The following is an 18,395-nucleotide window of genomic DNA, read 5'->3' as shown; positions in this document are numbered from 1 at the left end:
AATATATAATTATTAAGAGCAAAAATAATTATACTTTGTTAAAATAAGCGTAATTACATGTAAATAGGGGGATACTAATGATATTGAAATTTGATCACATCATTCATTATATAGATCAGTTAGATCGGTTTAGTTTTCCAGGAGATGTTATAAAATTACATTCAGGTGGGTATCATCATAAATATGGAACATTCAATAAATTAGGTTATATCAATGAAAATTATATTGAGCTACTGGATGTAGAAAATAATGAAAAGTTGAAAAAGATGGCAAAAACGATAGAAGGTGGAGTCGCTTTTGCTACTCAAATTGTTCAAGAGAAGTATGAGCAAGGCTTTAAAAATATTTGTTTGCGTACAAATGATATAGAGGCAGTTAAAAATAAACTACAAAGTGAGCAGGTTGAAGTAGTAGGGCCGATTCAAATGGAAAGAGATACACATAAAGATGGTAAGGTAAAGTGGCAATTGCTTTATATAATGAATCAGGATGATGATGAAATTAAGCCACCATTTTTTATTCAATGGGAAGAAAGTGATTCCATGCGTACTAAAAAATTGCAAAAATATTTTCAAAAACAATTTTCAATTGAAACTGTTATTGTGAAAAGTAAAAACCGATCACAAACAGTATCGAATTGGTTGAAATGGTTTGATATGGACATTGTAGAAGAGAATGACCATTACACAGATTTGATTTTAAAAAATGATGATATTTATTTTAGAATTGAAGATGGTAAAGTTTCAAAATATCATTCGGTTATCATAAAAGACGCACAAGCAACTTCACCATATTCAATTTTTATCAGAGGTGCTATTTATCGCTTTGAACCATTAGTATAAATATACGTAAGTGCTATGAGCGAGAATGCCCATATGAATAATGACAAGCACAATGGAAAGAATCGTTAATATATTATTTAATCGGGATGACTTAATTAAAATGAAAAAGATTGATAATATAAATGTGAAAAAGATAAGTATAACCCGTAAACTAAAGTAATTCACGGTGAGAGGTTGACTCAATGTCATAATGATTGCAACGATGTTCATAATTATAAATAGACTTAAAATAATTGTTCTCATATCAAACACCTCATTGTTAGATTATTGACATTATAACAGGGGTAATTGTATATGAACATTAATGTGGTTGCTTGAGGAAAAATTTATTCATTGAAGTCAAGTTGGTTCATTTTAGAAATGAATATCGTGTTAGATGATGAAAGTATATTGAAGTATAGGTAACTAGTTGAAAAGTATTAATTGTACGATAACATTAAATTTAACACGAAACATAGATATAAAATGATTCACAATTAAAATGGGTAAATTTGAACTTGCTAAACTATTAATTGGAGCATGGACATTTCAAAAATAAGAGTTCAAATCTTACACAAGCTCTGAATCGACACTATAAGATACAAACTGTATAATTAAAGGTATTGTTAAATAGAAGGAGATATCATAAATCATGGAAAAGATGCATATCACTAATCAGGAACATGACGCATTTGTTAAATCTCACCCAAATGGAGATTTATTACAATTAACGAAATGGGCAGAAACAAAGAAATTAACTGGATGGTACGCGCGAAGAATCGCTGTAGGTCGTGACGGTGAAGTTCAGGGTGTTGCGCAATTACTTTTTAAAAAAGTACCTAAATTACCGTATACGCTATGTTATATTTCACGTGGTTTTGTTGTTGATTATAGTAATAAAGAAGCGTTAAATGCATTGTTAGACAGTGCAAAAGAAATTGCTAAAGCTGAGAAAGCGTATGCAATTAAAATCGATCCTGATGTTGAAGTTGATAAAGGTACAGATGCTTTGCAAAATTTGAAAGCGCTTGGTTTTAAACATAAAGGATTTAAAGAAGGTTTATCAAAAGACTACATCCAACCACGTATGACTATGATTACACCAATTGATAAAAATGATGATGAGTTATTAAATAGTTTTGAACGCCGAAATCGTTCAAAAGTGCGCTTGGCTTTAAAGCGAGGTACGACAGTAGAACGATCTGATAGAGAAGGTTTAAAAACATTTGCTGAATTAATGAAAATCACTGGGGAACGCGATGGCTTCTTAACGCGTGATATTAGTTACTTTGAAAATATTTATGATGCGTTGCATGAAGATGGAGATGCTGAACTATTTTTAGTAAAGTTGGACCCAAAAGAAAATATAGCGAAAGTAAATCAAGAATTGAATGAACTTCATGCCGAAATAGCTAAATGGCAGCAGAAGATGGAAACATCTGAAAAGCAAGCTAAAAAAGCGCAAAATATGATTAATGATGCGCAAAATAAAATTGCTAAAAATGAAGATTTAAAACGAGACCTAGAAGCTTTAGAAAAGGAACATCCTGAAGGTATTTATCTTTCTGGTGCACTATTAATGTTTGCTGGCTCAAAATCATATTACTTATATGGTGCGTCTTCTAATGAATTTAGAGATTTTTTACCAAATCACCATATGCAGTATACGATGATGAAGTATGCACGTGAACATGGTGCAACAACTTACGATTTCGGTGGTACAGATAATGATCCAGATAAAGACTCTGAACATTATGGCTTATGGGCATTTAAAAAAGTGTGGGGAACATACTTAAGTGAAAAGATTGGTGAATTTGATTATATATTGAATCAGCCATTGTACCAATTAATTGAGCAAGTTAAACCGCGTTTAACAAAAGCTAAAATTAAAATATCTCGTAAATTAAAACGAAAATAGATTAACGACTGAAATCTGAACGCTCATAAGACTGTCATTTGCGTTCAGATTTTTTTACACAATATAGAATGGTTGAGTAAAATATTTTTGAATATAGTGAAAGAGGGGGAAGTACTGTGATAAAAAAGCTATTACAATTTTCTTTGGGGAATAAGTTTGCTATCTTTTTAATGGTTGTTTTAGTTGTCTTGGGCGGTGTATACGCGAGTGCTAAATTGAAATTAGAATTACTACCAAATGTACAAAATCCAGTTATTTCAGTTACAACAACAATGCCGGGTGCAACGCCACAAAGTACCCAAGATGAAATAAGTAGTAAAATTGACAATCAAGTAAGATCGTTGGCATATGTGAAAAATGTTAAAACGCAATCCATACAAAATGCTTCAATTGTAACAGTTGAATATGAAAATAATACAGATATGGATAAAGCAGAAGAACAGCTTAAAAAAGAAATCGATAAAATTAAATTTAAAGATGAAGTTGGTCAACCAGAATTAAGACGTAATTCGATGGACGCTTTTCCGGTTTTAGCATATTCATTTTCAAATAAAGAGAATGACTTGAAAAAAGTAACGAAAGTACTGAATGAACAATTAATACCAAAATTACAAACGGTAGATGGTGTGCAAAATGCGCAATTAAATGGGCAGACGAACCGTGAAATCACCCTTAAATTTAAGCAAAATGAACTTGAAAAATATGGGTTGACTGCTGATGATGTAGAAAACTATCTAAAAACAGCAACAAGAACAACACCACTTGGATTGTTCCAATTTGGTGATAAAGATAAATCAATTGTTGTTGATGGTCAATATCAATCTGTTGATGCTTTTAAAAACATAAATATTCCATTAACGTTGGCAGGAGGGCAAGGGCAATCTCAATCCCAAAGTGATAATAAACAAAATTCAGCCATGTCAGACGTTAATCAGGCATCACCGCAGCAAAATTCAAAAGCGTCAGCACCAAATAATATAAGTGGTATGCCGACAGCGAAACTAGGAGATTTAGCTGATATTACAGTTGGTGATGTGCGTACTTCTATTTCTAAAACGAATGGAAAGGATGCGGTTAATCTACAAATAACTAAAGCTCAAGATGCCAATACAGTTCAAGTAGCCAAAGATGTACAACGTAAAATTGATACATTCGTTGATGAAAATAAAGATTTTAATGTCACAAAAACAATGGATACTGCAAAGCCTGTTGAGAAATCACTTTATACGATGGTTGAAAAAGCATCATTAGGTACAATCGTGGCAATTATAGTTATTTTGCTGTTTTTAAGAAACATTCGTACGACGGCAATTTCTATTATATCCATTCCGTTATCACTTCTTATGGCGCTTATTGCTCTGAAATTGAGTGATGTTTCATTGAATATACTAACGTTAGGTGCATTAACAGTAGCGATTGGACGTGTGATAGACGATTCGATTGTAGTTGTTGAAAATATTTATCGACGCTTAACAGATTCAGAAGAACAACTAAAAGGTGAAAATTTAATTATCAGTGCGACAACTGAAGTATTTAAACCAATAATGTCATCGACACTAGTTACTATTATCGTCTTCTTACCACTTGTGTTTGTATCAGGTTCAGTAGGCGAAATGTTTAGACCTTTTGCATTGGCTATTGCATTTAGTTTATTAGCATCGTTATTAGTGTCAATTACACTCGTTCCAGCTTTGGCAGCAACACTATTTAAAAAAGGCGTTAAACGTCGTAATAAACAACATCAAGAAGGATTAGGTGTTGTTAGTACAACTTATAAAAAAGTATTGCATTGGTCACTAAATCATAAGTGGATTGTAATTATATTAAGTACATTAATTTTGGTTGCAACTATTGTATTTGGAGGACCGAGACTAGGCACTAGCTTTATTTCAGCAGGTGACGATAAATTTTTAGCTATTACTTATACACCGAAGCCTGGTGAAACGGAGCAAGCAGTGTTGAATCATGCGAAAGATGTTGAAAAATATTTAAAACAGAAAAAGCATGTAAAAACAATTCAATACTCAGTTGGTGGTAGTAGTCCAGTAGATCCAACGGGTAGTACAAATAGTATGGCAATCATGGTTGAATATGATAATGACACGCCTAATTTTGATGTAGAAGCAGATAAGGTTATTAAACATGTAGATGGCTTTAAACATCCTGGAGAGTGGAAAAATCAAGATTTAGGAACAGGTGCAGGTAATAAATCTGTAGAGGTTACTGTGAAAGGCCCATCAATGGATGCCATAAAATCAACTGTAAAAGATATTGAACAGAAAATGAAACAGGTTAAAGGACTAGCCAATGTCAAATCTGATTTATCGCAAACATATGATCAGTATGAAATTAAAGTTGATCAAAATAAAGCGGCAGAAAATGGTATTTCTGCAAGTCAACTTGCAATGCACTTGAATGAAAACTTACCAGAAAAAACAGTTACGACTGTTAAAGAAAATGGTAAAACTGTTGATGTTAAAGTCAAACAAAATAAGCAAACAGACTGGTCAGAAGATAAGTTGAATAATATAACTTTGAAAAAGCCGACTGGTGGTACGATTAAATTGGGAGATATCGCTACGTTAGTTAAAACAACGACACCAAGTAAATTGACGCAAGAACAAGGTGATTATGCAACGACGGTATCTGCTAAAGTAACAAATAAAGATGTGGGTGGCACAACACGACAAGTGATGTCTAAAATAAATAATTTGGACAAACCGAATAATGTAAAGGTTAATATCGGTGGTGCATCAGATGATATTAACAATGCAATGACACAATTAGCCTTTGCAATGTTAGCTGCAATCATTATCGTATATTTAATCCTAGTTATTACATTTAAAGGTGGCTTAGCGCCATTTACAATTTTATTCTCTTTACCATTTACAGTTATCGGTGTAATTATTGCACTATTAATCACAGGAGAAACAATATCAGTACCAAGTTTAATTGGTATGCTAATGTTAATTGGAATCGTAGTAACAAATGCCATTGTGTTAATAGACCGTGTCATTAATAATGAGCAGCAGGGCATGGAGATGAAAGAAGCATTAATCGAAGCAGGCGGTACTAGAATTAGACCGATATTAATGACGGCGATTGCAACAATCGGTGCATTAGTTCCTTTGTTATTTGGTCAAGATAGCTCGATTCTTATTTCGAAAGGATTAGCTGCTACAGTTATTGGTGGTTTAATTTCATCAACTTTATTAACACTTGTAGTTGTACCAGTAATATATGAAATTCTCTTTACTTTAAAAAAACGATTCACTAAACGATAGATAATATAAAAGCCATAAAAGCGGTCATGATATTGACTACTTTTATGGCTTTTTAAAATTTGAAATTTTAGACCTTATTTCACGTGCGATTTAATCGATGTGTTAATAAAACAATACTGGCATTCAACATGTACGATAATAAAATAAAATTGCAATTATGTTATTGCATGTTTTGTTTATTATTTAGAATAATACGATGGTTAAGATGAAATATATGACAAAGATAAATAATGACATTAAATTCAAGATGTTTACACCTTTTAGATCTTTTTTAAGCATTTTAAATCCTGTCACTTCGACATTGCCGACTAAGAGTAGTAAGACGATAAATACCCACCAATTCTCTTTTGGAAAACTCATCGTCGTTAATGCTAAGACGAACAATAACAACACACCCATAATAATTCTCAAAATGCGAGTAAATACAACTTCCATTTTAAAAATACTAATAAAACTAACAATTAGATAAAGTATTGCTAGTAAAATCAGATAAAATTGCATATGATAACTTCCTCTCCGTTTCAAAGGGTTCATGTAGTACAGCAGCATAGAAAACATAAATAGCAGTGTTGGGATAGATATGCGTGTATGTTGTTAATGAAACACTAAATCATAACACGACAACATCTTGTGATTCTAGATGTAATTGAGCGAAAAATAAAGCAATTCATCAATATAACGTATTCAGAGCAATGCTAGTCAAATTTATGTAACGAAAAGCATTTATTGCTTGAATGATAGATTATTAATCTTGCATTTGAGCGCGAACGTTTCTAATTTCATTTTCAATATCTTTAAGTTGACGAACAAGTGCGGAAGTATCTAAATTCAAAGATTCCCGTTTTTCTAAGTCACCTTGAAGACGAACATAATCATATTTAAGTTCGGCTAGTTGGTTTTCTAAAGACATACTATAACACTCCTTTGAAATATAATTAAGTGCATTTAATGTAGATTATAGCATGAAACAGTAGACTTCTAAAATATCTGTGGAGTATGTTAAAGTTATAAATTATGAAGATTATTGAAAGAAGGGATAACAGTGACAGAACAATTTACTATGATTATTTTATTAATTGCGCTTGGTTACTTTTTGAAGCGCATTAATTTTATAAAGGCAACAGATAGTCAAGTCATTGCTACATTAGTTCTTAATGTCACACTCCCATCTTTAGTTATTGTGAATTTAAACAGTGCAGAATTAAAATTGTCATTCTCCATTTTACCAATTTTAATGATTATATATGGTATTGTGGCGAAAATGATTGCTGTCTGGTTTTTTAGAAAATATGATAATCACATGCGTGGATCAGTAGGTATGATGACTGGTGCTATGAATATTGGATTGTTTGCATATCCACTAATTGAAGTGATATGGCCTAAAACGGGGCTTATTTATTTTGGTATGGCTGATATAGGTGGTGCCTTTGTGATGTTTGGAATTACTTACTTTGTAGGTAGCTACTTTAGTGAAGGTAGTGATCAATTCGATTTTAAATATTTAGGTAAGAAATTATTACAGTCAGTGCCACTCGTTACATACATTGTAATGTTTATATTGAATATAAATCACATCCATTTACCACATGTGGCAATCGATTTCTTTAGCATACTTTCCCATGCAAATATGCCGTTATCAATGATTTTGCTAGGTGTTATGTTGAATTTTACTCTGGAAAGAAAGTATATACCTGCTACTATTAAATATTTATGTTTGCATTATGGATTAGCATTAGTTGCGGGATTGTTAGTACATGTGTTGTTACCGGTATCAGATGATATGATTAAGACGACATTGTTGGTCACTTGGATGTTCCCGGTTGGTGTCGCAATTATTTCTTATGGTATTCAGTTTAAATATCGAACACTGCCATTTATAGGTATGACGACCAATTTGACAATCATTATTAGTATCATTATTTTGTACGTGTATCAGGCAGTGTTTGTCTAGTTTACACATTTGAAAATAAAATCCATTTTAGTATTCGTAGAAAATGAGAGCCCCCTTTACCACAACATGTAAATGCATATTGTGAAAAGGGGGCTTTTATTTATGACATAGTTGTTCAACAGGCCGGGACATAAATCAATATTCTATGCTCTACGAAGTTATATTGGCAGTAGTTTACTGAACGAAAATGCGCTTGTAACAAGCTTTTTTCAATTCTAGTCAGGGGCCCCAACACAGAAGCTGACGAAAAGTCAGCTTACAATAATGTGCAAGTTGGGGAGGGGCCCCAACAAAGAGAAATTGGATTCCCAATTTCTACAGACAATGCAAGTTGGGGTGGGACGACGAAATATATTTTGCGAAAATATCATTTCTGTCCCACTCCCTATGCAGCTATCCACTTCATATGTATGGCGCATACTTGATAAATGAATATCATCAAGATTTTAAAAGTATCGCTAATTTTAAAGTCTTAAAACGCATGATTAATGTCATGATGTGTTATTGCGTTTTGTTTTTAGAGCCACGTATTTCCTAGGACATATAGAGGAACATTCAACGTAAAATTCCCGAAAATTAATTTTAATCATTCTATAAGTGAATGGTTATTTTCAGAAGTGATTACATTTTTACGTTACATGAGTATTTAACTTTCTATTTCAAATTACCTAGAATTATAGCAGCTATCACGATAATAATAATACCTGCCCAAATACCCGTCATCTGACGACGATCTTTTCTTTCTCCTAAAATGAAAATACCACCTAATGTTGAAACGATAACAAGTAACTGTGATAATGAGAAACTTGTAGCTACACCAACTTTTGGTTGAGAATAGAACATGAACAAGTTACCAATTCCCCAAATCACACCTGGCAATAGATTAAGTGCTGTTGATTTAAGTGATGTTTTATGATTCATGGATAGGATAAAGCCACCAATTGCCATACCGACAGATTGGAAGAACAATGCATCAGTTCCACCAACACCAAAGATGTCACCAAGTACAACGAAACCTACATATCCAACTGTAGATACAATTAAAATACCCATTGCTTTTTTAAATTCAGGATTATCTGATTGACGTTCATTTTTGGCTTTAAGTGAAGTAAGTGCTACACCAGTAACTAATAATATCATGGCGATTAAACCAAAGATAATTTGAGTCATTGAAGACCATTCACCTAAAAAGATAACGCTGAATAATGTTGTACCAACTAATTGCATACCTGTAGAAACTGGCATAGTATTTGATACACCGATTAAACTAATAGATTTAAGCTGATTCGCTTGTCCAAACGCCCATAATGCACCAGAAATAAGACCGACAATAATTACAGTAGGATTATTGAATTTTGCGAAACCAGTAATAAGTAAACCTAATCCAACAATGAGTGCGCCTAGCGTCGTACCACGAATTTGGTTGTAAGGTCCACCGCCGACGAACACATTAATAAGAACGACACTTCCCCAGAATAAAGCAGGTAAAAGTGCGATTAAGAAATCAAGAAATTGCAAGACTACTCACTCTCCTATACTATTTTTGCAAGTGCTCCCCTTAATTGACACTTGCATGTTATTGTAAAGCATTCTGCCCTAATAGTAAAAAACAACTACTTATAATTTTCAATATTTACAAAAAGTAGAAAAACCCACAATACATGCTAATGAAGTACTGTGGGGTATTTGCTTGGTATTTTATTCAGGGATTGTTTGATCTTTTACGTTACGTGATTCGAATTTGAATTTAATGTACTCATAGTTGATATGGAAACCTAGACCATTAAATCGTTCGATGAGTTTATTATTTTTATTACGAATTTTAAAATAAACTTTTCTAATATCAAAATTATCAAAAGCATATTGCAATGCATACGCAAGCAACTCGAAAGCGATACCTTTCAAACGGTAATCTACATGAGAACTGAAGTATTTAATCTCGGCGATTGACTGTTGTGAATCAATTTCAAGGTATAAATAACCTTTAAGTAAACCTTCGCTAACAAATAAAAACAAATGATGATGGTCGTCTAAACTATCAATGATATCTTGCGGTGACTGTGCCTGATATTTAAATGTAGTTGTGTGTAATTTGCTGAAAGCACGATAAAACCCTTTGTGATAAGGAATGATATTTGGTTGGTGCATATCTTCTTCTAATCTTGTACGGGCTTCTATGTAATAGTCAGTGAAGTTATAACTTGCTTGAATAACTTTCATTAATGGTTTGTATTGTTGAATGCCTTCTTCAAAAGAAAAGTTAAAGACGGCATCGTCAGGTTGGTTCGAAGTCATTGCTTTAAATAGCGTTTCAAACGTATCGACAGATAATACATAATTGTCAGCCACGAATGGGCCTATGACTTTGAATTTATTTTTATCGTATGCAAAAGACAATATGATTGCTTTGATTGAATCGTTTTCTTTAATCGAAAATACACCAGGTGATTCAATCGCATCGGTTATTAATACATCTATTTCATTGTACTGTTGAGGAAGTTTATATAAGTATGATGCTGATTCATAATTCGAATGTTCAATGAACGATTTTATTTGTGTAATATCATATAACCGAACTATGCTCATGTCATTACCTCCGTACTTTTTGTTACTTTTATTATATAGTATTTCAACTGAAATGAAAGTTAATAGTGATATTAACATGTTACAATACATTTAACACCATTGAATTTAAATCAAAGATTAGTGGAATAGATGAAGCACGTTCGAAATAAAAGAACGTATGAGAAAGGATAATTTATGAAATCTTTAATATTAGCTGAAAAACCATCAGTTGCAAGAGATATTGCTGATGCTTTACAAATAAATCAGAAGCGTAATGGTTGCTTTGAAAATAACCAATATATTGTCACGTGGGCGTTAGGTCATCTAGTGACAAATGCGACACCTGAACAATACGATAAAAATTTAAAGGAATGGCGATTAGAAGACCTTCCAATTATACCTAAATATATGAAAACTGTTGTTATTGGTAAAACAAGCAAACAATTTAAAACAGTAAAAGCGTTAATTTTAGATAATAAAGTGAAAGATATTATTATTGCAACAGATGCTGGACGAGAAGGTGAACTAGTTGCAAGATTGATTTTGGATAAAGTTGGTAACAAAAAGCCAATCCGTCGATTATGGATTAGCTCAGTTACTAAAAAAGCTATTCAACAAGGTTTTAAAAATTTAAAAGACGGTCGTCAATATAACGATTTGTATTATGCAGCGTTAGCGAGAAGCGAGGCAGATTGGATTGTTGGGATTAATGCAACGCGTGCACTAACAACAAAGTATGATGCACAGCTATCCCTGGGACGTGTTCAGACACCAACGATTCAATTAGTAAATACACGACAACAAGAGATTAATCAGTTCAAACCACAACAATACTTTACATTATCATTAACGGTAAAAGGGTTTGATTTTCAGCTAGAATCAAATCAGCGATATACCAATAAAGAAACTTTAGAACAGATGGTTAATAATTTGAAAAATGTCGATGGTAAGATTAAATCTGTTGCTACTAAACATAAGAAGTCGTATCCGCAATCACTGTACAATTTAACAGATTTACAACAAGATATGTATAGACGTTATAAAATTGGACCTAAAGAAACATTGAATACACTTCAAAGCTTATATGAGAGACATAAAGTCGTAACCTATCCAAGAACAGATTCAAACTATTTAACAACTGATATGGTAGATACTATGAAAGAACGTATTCAGGCGACGATGGCAACAACATATAAAGACCAAGCACGCCCATTAATGTCTAAAACATTTTCATCAAAAATGTCGATATTTAATAATCAAAAAGTATCTGATCACCATGCAATTATTCCTACAGAAGTGAGACCTGTCATGTCAGACTTAAGTAATAGAGAATTAAAGTTATACGATATGATTGTCGAGCGTTTTTTAGAAGCTTTAATGCCTCCGCACGAGTATGACGCGATAACTGTAACTTTAGAGGTTGCAGGGCACACATTTGTTTTGAAAGAGAATGTAACAACTGTTTTAGGTTTTAAATCTATTAGACAAGGTGAATCTATTACAGAGATGCAACAGCCTTTTTCAGAAGGCGATGAAGTGAAGATTTCAAAAACAAACATTAGAGAACATGAAACAACACCTCCAGAATATTTTAATGAAGGTTCGTTATTAAAAGCGATGGAGAACCCTCAGAACTTTATTCAATTGAAGGATAAAAAATATGCGCAAACTTTAAAACAAACAGGTGGTATCGGCACAGTTGCAACAAGGGCCGACATTATCGATAAATTATTTAATATGAATGCCATTGAATCAAGAGACGGTAAAATTAAAGTAACGTCAAAAGGTAAACAAATATTAGAATTAGCACCAGAAGAATTAACGTCGCCACTTTTAACTGCACAATGGGAAGAAAAATTACTTTTAATTGAACGTGGTAAATATCAGGCGAAAACATTTATTAATGAAATGAAAGATTTTACGAAAGATGTTGTAAATGGGATTAAAAATAGTGATCGTAAATATAAACACGATAATTTAACAACCACAGAATGCCCAACGTGTGGTAAATTCATGATTAAAGTTAAAACTAAAAATGGTCAGATGCTTGTGTGCCAAGATCCATCTTGTAAGACGAAAAAGAATGTACAGCGCAAAACAAATGCAAGATGTCCAAACTGTAAAAAGAAATTAACGTTGTTTGGTAAAGGGAAAGAAGCGGTATATCGTTGTGTTTGTGGACATTCTGAAACGCAAGCACATATGGATCAGCGTATGAAGTCTAAATCCTCTGGTAAAGTATCTCGTAAAGAAATGAAAAAGTATATGAATAAAAATGAAGGTTTAGACAATAATCCGTTTAAAGATGCATTAAAGAACTTGAATTTATAGATAAAATCGAACAAAGTTGAATCAGAAAAACGAAAAGTTCGCTTTTGGTATTGTTTTTTATTAAGAATGATATTAAACTATTAAGGTATTTTAAAAAAAGGAGCATCCATTCGTGAAAAACTATTTCCAGTTCGATAAATATGGAACAAACTTTAAAAGAGAAATCTTAGGCGGTATCACAACTTTCTTATCTATGGCCTATATTTTAGCGGTTAACCCGCAAGTTTTAAGTTTAGCAGGTGTTAAAGGCGTATCAGAAGATATGAAAATGGACCAAGGTGCCATTTTTGTAGCGACTGCATTAGCAGCATTTGTAGGCTCGCTATTCATGGGACTAATAGCTAAATATCCAATCGCATTAGCACCAGGTATGGGATTAAATGCATTCTTTGCATTTACTGTTGTGTTAACCATGGGTATTCCTTGGCAAGTTGGTTTAACAGGTGTTTTATTCTCAGGTATATTCTTTGCGATATTAACCGTCACAGGGTTTAGGGAAGTTATTATTAATGCAATTCCTTATCAAATGAAGATGGCTGTTTCAGCAGGTATAGGATTATTCATTACATTTGTAGGTTTACAAAGTTCGGGTATTATAGTTAAAAATGAATCTACATTAGTAACATTGGGACATTTAACTGATCCACCAGTACTTTTGGCGATATTCGGTATCGTTATTACAGTTATTTTATATGCAATTAAATTGCCGGGTTCTATCTTTATCGGTATGATCATCACAGCAATCGTTGGTATGTTCACTGGATTGATTCAAATGCCATCTGGTATTGTAGGTAAGATTCCAAGTATTGAACCAACGTTCGGTGCTGCATTTGAAGCGTTTAAAGACCCAAGTCAATTATTAACGATACAGTTCTTAATTGTTATTTTAACGTTCTTATTTATTGATTTCTTTGATACAGCTGGTACATTAGTAGCTGTTGCTACTCAAGCAGGTATTATGAAAGATAATAAATTACCAAGAGCTGGTAGAGCATTGTTCTCAGATTCTTTAGCTACGATTGTAGGATCAGTTTTTGGAACAACTACAACAACTTCTTATATCGAATCAACTTCAGGTGTTGCTGTAGGTGCTAGAACAGGATTTGCTAGTATCGTAACAGGTTGTTGTTTCCTATTAGCGCTGTTCTTTAGTCCGTTAATCGCTGTTGTAACAAGTGCAGTTACGACACCAGCTTTAGTGGTGGTAGGTGTATTAATGGCTGCAAACTTTGCTGAGATAAACTGGAAAAGTTTTGAAGTTGCAGTGCCAGCATTCATTACAATCATTATGATGCCTTTATCATACTCAATTGCAACTGGTATTGCGTGTGGATTTATTTTCTATCCAATTACAATGCTTATCTCTAAAAAACATAAAGAAGTACATCCGATAATGTATGTATTAATGGTACTATTCATTCTGTACTTCATATTTGTTCATGGTTAAATCCAGACACAAAAAACGACTGCCAATGATTGGTAGTCGTTTTTTCTTTGAAGTAAGGATAAAATAAGAAGCGAAATAACATAAAGCAATATTATGAATGTCTTTAAATATCCGATATAAATATACTTCTTTTAAAATTGTTGGACGTGTTTCTTCTATATTATATACCTAATTAAAAAGGTTTTAAGAATTATTCTCTATGTCCATCTTTGTATTGTGTGTAAATGACACGAGCATTTTTATTAGGTATATAGGTTGGCGCTGATAATACAACTAGGACAAATAGAATCATTAGGAAAAATAAAATCCAATGAATCAAAATTCCTAAGAAGGGGATGATAGCTAAAAAACTACCTACTATACCAAATATTGGAATAATCGCTATAGGTCTAATCGCATTTTGTCTATTCACTAATAATATAATAGTAAGAATTAGATAAAGTAATGCATTAAAGAGTAAAGGCTGCCATCCAAAACTTAAAATAAACGTTGCACCTAAAAAAGGAATGCCATAGAAAAACTCACAAAGTATTAAAAAGATACCTATAAGTGCTAAAGATAATTTTGGTCCATTTTTCATATTCATTCACCACCGTTCTTATGACTAATTATATAGAATAATTTTCAATGATAATAATAAAATGATTCAAGGTACGAATTTACAATAAAGAAGGAAATAAAAAATATCTCGAAAATAGTTGAACTGACTAAGTATATAAAGTAAAATATAAAAGTATGTGTTAGACAGATAGAAAAATTATGTGAAAAGCCTTGATTTATCGATGTTTTTCGTGTAATATAACTAACGTTGGACTTTAAGAAAAGCGATGAAGCGAAAGGTTACTGACACACCCGGCCGCTTTGCCATGGCGCTGTGTAAGATAGTTTTCGTGGAGAAGTCTATCACTAAATGTAGACGAATAAGGAGGGAAAATTATGGCAAAACAAAAAATCAGAATCAGATTAAAAGCTTATGATCACCGCGTGATTGATCAATCAGCAGAGAAGATTGTAGAAACAGCGAAACGTTCTGGTGCAGATGTTTCTGGACCAATTCCGTTACCAACTGAGAAATCAGTTTACACAATCATCCGTGCCGTGCATAAGTATAAAGATTCACGTGAACAATTCGAACAACGTACACACAAACGTTTAATCGATATTGTAAACCCAACACCAAAAACAGTTGACGCTTTAATGGGCTTAAACTTACCATCTGGTGTAGACATCGAAATCAAATTATAATAGACAATTTTAGGAGGTGGACTTTCGATGACCAAAGGAATCTTAGGAAGAAAAATTGGGATGACACAAGTATTCGGAGAAAACGGTGAATTAATCCCTGTAACAGTAGTAGAAGCTAAAGAAAATGTTGTATTACAAAAGAAAACTGTAGAAGTTGATGGATACAACGCAATCCAAGTTGGATTTGAAGACAAAAAAGCATACAAAAAAGATGCAAAATCTAATAAATATGCTAATAAACCAGCTGAAGGTCACGCTAAAAAAGCTGACGCAGCACCTAAGCGCTTCATTCGTGAATTCCGCAATGTAGACGTGGATGCTTACGAAGTAGGTCAAGAAGTCTCAGTAGATACTTTTGTAGCTGGCGACGTTATTGACGTAACAGGCGTATCAAAAGGTAAAGGTTTCCAAGGTGCAATTAAACGCCACGGACAATCTCGTGGACCTATGTCACACGGTTCTCATTTCCACAGAGCACCAGGTTCTGTAGGTATGGCTTCAGATGCTTCTAGAGTATTTAAAGGCCAAAAAATGCCAGGACGTATGGGTGGAAACACTGTAACTGTTCAAAACTTAGAAGTAGTTCAAGTTGACACAGAAAACAAAGTTATCTTAGTAAAAGGTAACGTACCTGGACCTAAAAAAGGTTTAGTAGAAATCAGAACTTCAATTAAAAAAGGTAATAAATAATAAGAAGTGAAAGGAGGAAATGCATAATGGCTAATTATGATGTTTTAAAATTAGACGGAACTAAATCAGGTTCAATCGAATTAAGCGATGCAGTATTCGGTATTGAGCCAAATAATAGCGTTTTATTCGAAGCTATTAATTTACAACGTGCTTCATTACGTCAAGGTACGCATGCTGTTAAGAATCGTTCAGCAGTAAGCGGTGGCGGACGTAAACCATGGAAGCAAAAAGGAACAGGTCGTGCTCGTCAAGGTACAATCCGTGCTCCACAATGGCGTGGCGGTGGTATCGTATTCGGACCAACTCCAAGAAGTTATGCATACAAAATGCCTAAGAAAATGCGTCGTTTAGCTTTACGCTCAGCATTATCTTTCAAAGCTCAAGAGAATGGCTTAACTGTAGTTGACGCATTCAACTTCGAAGCTCCAAAAACTAAAGAATTCAAAAATGTATTATCTACATTAGAACAACCTAAAAAAGTATTAGTAGTTACTGAAAACGAAGATGTAAATGTTGAATTATCAGCACGCAACATCCCTGGCGTTCAAGTGACAACTGCTCAAGGTTTAAATGTTTTAGATATCACTAATGCTGACAGCTTAGTAATTACTGAAGCTGCTGCTAAAAAAGTTGAGGAGGTGCTCGGATAATGGAAGCAAGAGATATTCTTAAGCGCCCCGTAATCACTGAGAAATCTTCTGAAGCAATGGCTGAAGACAAATACACTTTCGACGTTGATACTCGTGTTAACAAAACACAAGTAAAAATGGCAGTTGAAGAAATCTTCAACGTAAAAGTTGCAAGTGTTAATATCATGAATTACAAACCTAAGAAAAAACGTATGGGCCGTTACCAAGGCTATACAAACAAAAGAAGAAAAGCGATTGTAACTCTTAAAGAAGGATCAATCGACTTATTTAACTAATAAAACAATTACCATTAAGGAGGTAAGCGACAATGGCTATTAAAAAGTATAAGCCAATAACAAATGGTCGTCGTAATATGACTTCGTTAGATTTCGCAGAAATCACGAAAACTACACCTGAAAAGTCATTATTAAAACCGCTACCGAAAAAAGCGGGACGTAACAACCAAGGTAAATTGACTGTAAGACACCATGGTGGTGGACACAAACGTCAATACCGTGTTATCGATTTTAAACGTAACAAAGATGGTATCAATGCAAAAGTTGATTCTATTCAATATGATCCAAACCGCTCAGCAAACATCGCTTTAGTTGTATATGCAGACGGTGAAAAACGATATATCATTGCTCCTAAAGGATTAGAAGTAGGTCAAATCGTTGAAAGTGGTGCTGAAGCTGACATCAAAGTTGGTAACGCATTACCATTACAAAACATTCCAGTTGGTACAGTAGTACACAACATCGAGCTTAAACCTGGTAAAGGTGGACAAATCGCTCGTTCAGCTGGTGCAAGTGCTCAAGTACTTGGTAAAGAAGGTAAATACGTATTAATCAGATTAAGATCTGGTGAAGTTCGTATGATCTTATCTACTTGCCGTGCTACAATCGGTCAAGTTGGTAACCTACAACACGAATTAGTTAACGTTGGTAAAGCCGGACGTTCAAGATGGAAAGGTATCCGTCCAACAGTTCGTGGTTCTGTAATGAACCCTAACGATCACCCACACGGTGGTGGTGAAGGTCGTGCTCCTATCGGTAGACCATCTCCAATGTCACCATGGGGTAAACCTACGCTTGGTAAGAAAACTCGTCGTGGTAAAAAATCATCAGACAAACTTATCGTTCGTGGACGTAAGAAAAAATAATATAATCAACTTATTTGGGTGTGCGGCTTAAAGCTGCACGCACATAATAAGAAGGGAGGCGCCCAAATGGCTCGTAGTATTAAAAAAGGACCTTTCGTCGATGAGCATTTAATGAAAAAAGTTGAAGCTCAAGAAGGAAGCGAAAAGAAACAAGTAATCAAAACATGGTCACGTCGTTCTACAATTTTCCCTAATTTCATCGGACATACTTTTGCAGTATACGACGGACGTAAACACGTACCTGTATATGTAACTGAAGATATGGTAGGTCATAAATTAGGTGAGTTTGCTCCTACTCGTACATTCAAAGGACACGTTGCAGACGACAAGAAAACAAGAAGATAATATCTAT

At 33.7% G+C, this 18,395-nt stretch carries 20 protein-coding genes; 14 read left to right on the top strand and 6 right to left on the bottom strand.

The features are described from left to right. The first annotated feature begins 77 nt into the window (after positions 1 to 77). Positions 78 to 842, top strand: coding sequence for a VOC family protein (locus NSS86_RS10240; protein WP_000600967.1), 765 nt, complete (start codon positions 78 to 80; stop codon positions 840 to 842). Here NSS86_RS10240 and NSS86_RS10235 read toward each other — a convergent pair. Next, positions 834 to 1,085, bottom strand: a complete 252-nt coding sequence (locus NSS86_RS10235; RefSeq protein ID WP_001549681.1) for a hypothetical protein — start codon at positions 1,083 to 1,085, stop codon at positions 834 to 836. The genes NSS86_RS10240 and NSS86_RS10235 overlap by 9 nt on opposite strands. 388 nt (positions 1,086 to 1,473) lie before the next feature. On the opposite strand from NSS86_RS10235, the gene femX reads away from it, so the two are divergent. Together femX and NSS86_RS10225 are read left to right on the top strand one after the other, a co-directional pair. After that, complete coding sequence (gene femX / locus NSS86_RS10230; RefSeq protein WP_000413862.1) at positions 1,474 to 2,739, top strand: lipid II:glycine glycyltransferase; 1,266 nt, start codon at positions 1,474 to 1,476, stop codon at positions 2,737 to 2,739. A 116-nt stretch (positions 2,740 to 2,855) separates the two neighbouring features. Then, a complete protein-coding gene (locus NSS86_RS10225; protein WP_000592307.1) occupies positions 2,856 to 6,023 on the top strand; it encodes an efflux RND transporter permease subunit in 3,168 nt (1,055 codons plus the stop codon). 183 nt (positions 6,024 to 6,206) lie between these two features. On the opposite strand, the gene mspA is transcribed toward NSS86_RS10225, so the two are convergent. Continuing rightward, entirely contained in the window at positions 6,207 to 6,524 is a 318-nt protein-coding gene (gene mspA / locus NSS86_RS10220; RefSeq protein ID WP_001161085.1) for a membrane stabilizing protein MspA, read from the bottom strand. Positions 6,525 to 6,768: 244 nt separating this feature from the next. Beyond that, positions 6,769 to 6,933: an SE1832 family protein gene (locus NSS86_RS10215; RefSeq protein WP_000051210.1), complete on the bottom strand. Its 165-nt coding sequence runs from the start codon at positions 6,931 to 6,933 to the stop codon at positions 6,769 to 6,771. A 132-nt stretch (positions 6,934 to 7,065) separates the two neighbouring features. On the opposite strand from NSS86_RS10215, the gene NSS86_RS10210 reads away from it, so the two are divergent. Continuing rightward, positions 7,066 to 7,974: an AEC family transporter gene (locus tag NSS86_RS10210; protein ID WP_000139181.1), complete on the top strand. Its 909-nt coding sequence runs from the start codon at positions 7,066 to 7,068 to the stop codon at positions 7,972 to 7,974. Positions 7,975 to 8,380: 406 nt separating this feature from the next. Beyond that, positions 8,381 to 8,512, top strand: a complete 132-nt coding sequence (locus NSS86_RS10205) for a hypothetical protein (protein ID WP_001792137.1) — start codon at positions 8,381 to 8,383, stop codon at positions 8,510 to 8,512. Between the two features lie 116 nt (positions 8,513 to 8,628). Here the strand turns inward: NSS86_RS10205 and NSS86_RS10200 are convergent, their stop codons facing one another. Both NSS86_RS10200 and NSS86_RS10195 read right to left on the bottom strand, forming a co-directional pair. Then, positions 8,629 to 9,492: a GRP family sugar transporter gene (locus NSS86_RS10200; protein ID WP_001159898.1), complete on the bottom strand. Its 864-nt coding sequence runs from the start codon at positions 9,490 to 9,492 to the stop codon at positions 8,629 to 8,631. 180 nt (positions 9,493 to 9,672) lie between these two features. Then, on the bottom strand, positions 9,673 to 10,560 hold the full coding sequence (locus tag NSS86_RS10195) for a GNAT family N-acetyltransferase (RefSeq protein ID WP_339302229.1): 888 nt from the start codon (positions 10,558 to 10,560) through the stop codon (positions 9,673 to 9,675). A gap of 65 nt (positions 10,561 to 10,625) precedes the next feature. Between NSS86_RS10195 and NSS86_RS10190 the strand changes: the two genes are divergently transcribed. The 3 genes from NSS86_RS10190 to NSS86_RS10180 all read left to right on the top strand — a co-directional run bounded on the left by NSS86_RS10190 (position 10,626) and on the right by NSS86_RS10180 (position 14,317). After that, entirely contained in the window at positions 10,626 to 10,709 is an 84-nt protein-coding gene (locus NSS86_RS10190; protein ID WP_031761989.1) for a hypothetical protein, read from the top strand. A 25-nt stretch (positions 10,710 to 10,734) separates the two neighbouring features. After that, positions 10,735 to 12,870 (top strand): DNA topoisomerase III, encoded by a 2,136-nt coding sequence (locus tag NSS86_RS10185; protein WP_339302228.1) that lies wholly within the window; start codon positions 10,735 to 10,737, stop codon positions 12,868 to 12,870. Between the two features lie 112 nt (positions 12,871 to 12,982). Beyond that, positions 12,983 to 14,317, top strand: coding sequence for an NCS2 family permease (locus tag NSS86_RS10180; protein WP_000800700.1), 1,335 nt, complete (start codon positions 12,983 to 12,985; stop codon positions 14,315 to 14,317). A 190-nt stretch (positions 14,318 to 14,507) separates the two neighbouring features. On the opposite strand, the gene NSS86_RS10175 is transcribed toward NSS86_RS10180, so the two are convergent. After that, complete coding sequence (locus NSS86_RS10175; RefSeq protein WP_000788443.1) at positions 14,508 to 14,897, bottom strand: hypothetical protein; 390 nt, start codon at positions 14,895 to 14,897, stop codon at positions 14,508 to 14,510. A 356-nt stretch (positions 14,898 to 15,253) separates the two neighbouring features. Between NSS86_RS10175 and rpsJ the strand changes: the two genes are divergently transcribed. From rpsJ to rpsS, 6 genes are all read left to right on the top strand, one after another. After that, complete coding sequence (rpsJ, locus tag NSS86_RS10170) at positions 15,254 to 15,562, top strand: 30S ribosomal protein S10 (protein WP_001118667.1); 309 nt, start codon at positions 15,254 to 15,256, stop codon at positions 15,560 to 15,562. Between the two features lie 27 nt (positions 15,563 to 15,589). Continuing rightward, entirely contained in the window at positions 15,590 to 16,252 is a 663-nt protein-coding gene (rplC, locus tag NSS86_RS10165) for a 50S ribosomal protein L3 (protein WP_000160212.1), read from the top strand. Positions 16,253 to 16,278: 26 nt separating this feature from the next. Then, positions 16,279 to 16,902: a 50S ribosomal protein L4 gene (gene rplD / locus NSS86_RS10160; RefSeq protein ID WP_000024827.1), complete on the top strand. Its 624-nt coding sequence runs from the start codon at positions 16,279 to 16,281 to the stop codon at positions 16,900 to 16,902. Beyond that, positions 16,902 to 17,177 (top strand): 50S ribosomal protein L23, encoded by a 276-nt coding sequence (gene rplW / locus NSS86_RS10155; protein WP_000388082.1) that lies wholly within the window; start codon positions 16,902 to 16,904, stop codon positions 17,175 to 17,177. The genes rplD and rplW overlap by 1 nt, the downstream gene beginning before the upstream one ends. 32 nt (positions 17,178 to 17,209) lie before the next feature. After that, positions 17,210 to 18,043, top strand: a complete 834-nt coding sequence (gene rplB, locus NSS86_RS10150) for a 50S ribosomal protein L2 (protein WP_000985472.1) — start codon at positions 17,210 to 17,212, stop codon at positions 18,041 to 18,043. A gap of 66 nt (positions 18,044 to 18,109) precedes the next feature. Then, complete coding sequence (rpsS, locus tag NSS86_RS10145; protein WP_000124353.1) at positions 18,110 to 18,388, top strand: 30S ribosomal protein S19; 279 nt, start codon at positions 18,110 to 18,112, stop codon at positions 18,386 to 18,388. Positions 18,389 to 18,395 lie beyond the last annotated feature (7 nt).

Source organism: Staphylococcus sp. FSL W8-0056 (assembly GCF_037963075.1).
In the GTDB taxonomy this organism is placed as follows: Bacteria; Bacillota; Bacilli; order Staphylococcales; family Staphylococcaceae; genus Staphylococcus; species Staphylococcus aureus.
The sequence above is the reverse complement of the archived record's forward strand: the minus strand, read 5'-3'. Positions and strand labels throughout refer to the sequence as shown.

What these genes read in the sequence shown, in the direction of transcription:
- NSS86_RS10205 (WP_001792137.1), top strand. Translation starts at nt 8,381, where the DNA reads ATGTATGGCGCATACTTGATAAATGAATATCATCAAGATTTTAAAAGT.
- rplD (WP_000024827.1), top strand. Translation starts at nt 16,279, where the DNA reads ATGGCTAATTATGATGTTTTAAAATTAGACGGAACTAAATCAGGTTCA.
- rplB (WP_000985472.1), top strand. Translation starts at nt 17,210, where the DNA reads ATGGCTATTAAAAAGTATAAGCCAATAACAAATGGTCGTCGTAATATG.
- NSS86_RS10175 (WP_000788443.1), bottom strand. Translation starts at nt 14,897, where the DNA reads ATGAAAAATGGACCAAAATTATCTTTAGCACTTATAGGTATCTTTTTA.
- NSS86_RS10240 (WP_000600967.1), top strand. Translation starts at nt 78, where the DNA reads ATGATATTGAAATTTGATCACATCATTCATTATATAGATCAGTTAGAT.
- NSS86_RS10235 (WP_001549681.1), bottom strand. Translation starts at nt 1,085, where the DNA reads ATGAGAACAATTATTTTAAGTCTATTTATAATTATGAACATCGTTGCA.
- rplW (WP_000388082.1), top strand. Translation starts at nt 16,902, where the DNA reads ATGGAAGCAAGAGATATTCTTAAGCGCCCCGTAATCACTGAGAAATCT.
- rplC (WP_000160212.1), top strand. Translation starts at nt 15,590, where the DNA reads ATGACCAAAGGAATCTTAGGAAGAAAAATTGGGATGACACAAGTATTC.
- NSS86_RS10195 (WP_339302229.1), bottom strand. Translation starts at nt 10,560, where the DNA reads ATGAGCATAGTTCGGTTATATGATATTACACAAATAAAATCGTTCATT.
- mspA (WP_001161085.1), bottom strand. Translation starts at nt 6,524, where the DNA reads ATGCAATTTTATCTGATTTTACTAGCAATACTTTATCTAATTGTTAGT.
- femX (WP_000413862.1), top strand. Translation starts at nt 1,474, where the DNA reads ATGGAAAAGATGCATATCACTAATCAGGAACATGACGCATTTGTTAAA.
- NSS86_RS10215 (WP_000051210.1), bottom strand. Translation starts at nt 6,933, where the DNA reads ATGTCTTTAGAAAACCAACTAGCCGAACTTAAATATGATTATGTTCGT.
- NSS86_RS10185 (WP_339302228.1), top strand. Translation starts at nt 10,735, where the DNA reads ATGAAATCTTTAATATTAGCTGAAAAACCATCAGTTGCAAGAGATATT.
- rpsJ (WP_001118667.1), top strand. Translation starts at nt 15,254, where the DNA reads ATGGCAAAACAAAAAATCAGAATCAGATTAAAAGCTTATGATCACCGC.
- rpsS (WP_000124353.1), top strand. Translation starts at nt 18,110, where the DNA reads ATGGCTCGTAGTATTAAAAAAGGACCTTTCGTCGATGAGCATTTAATG.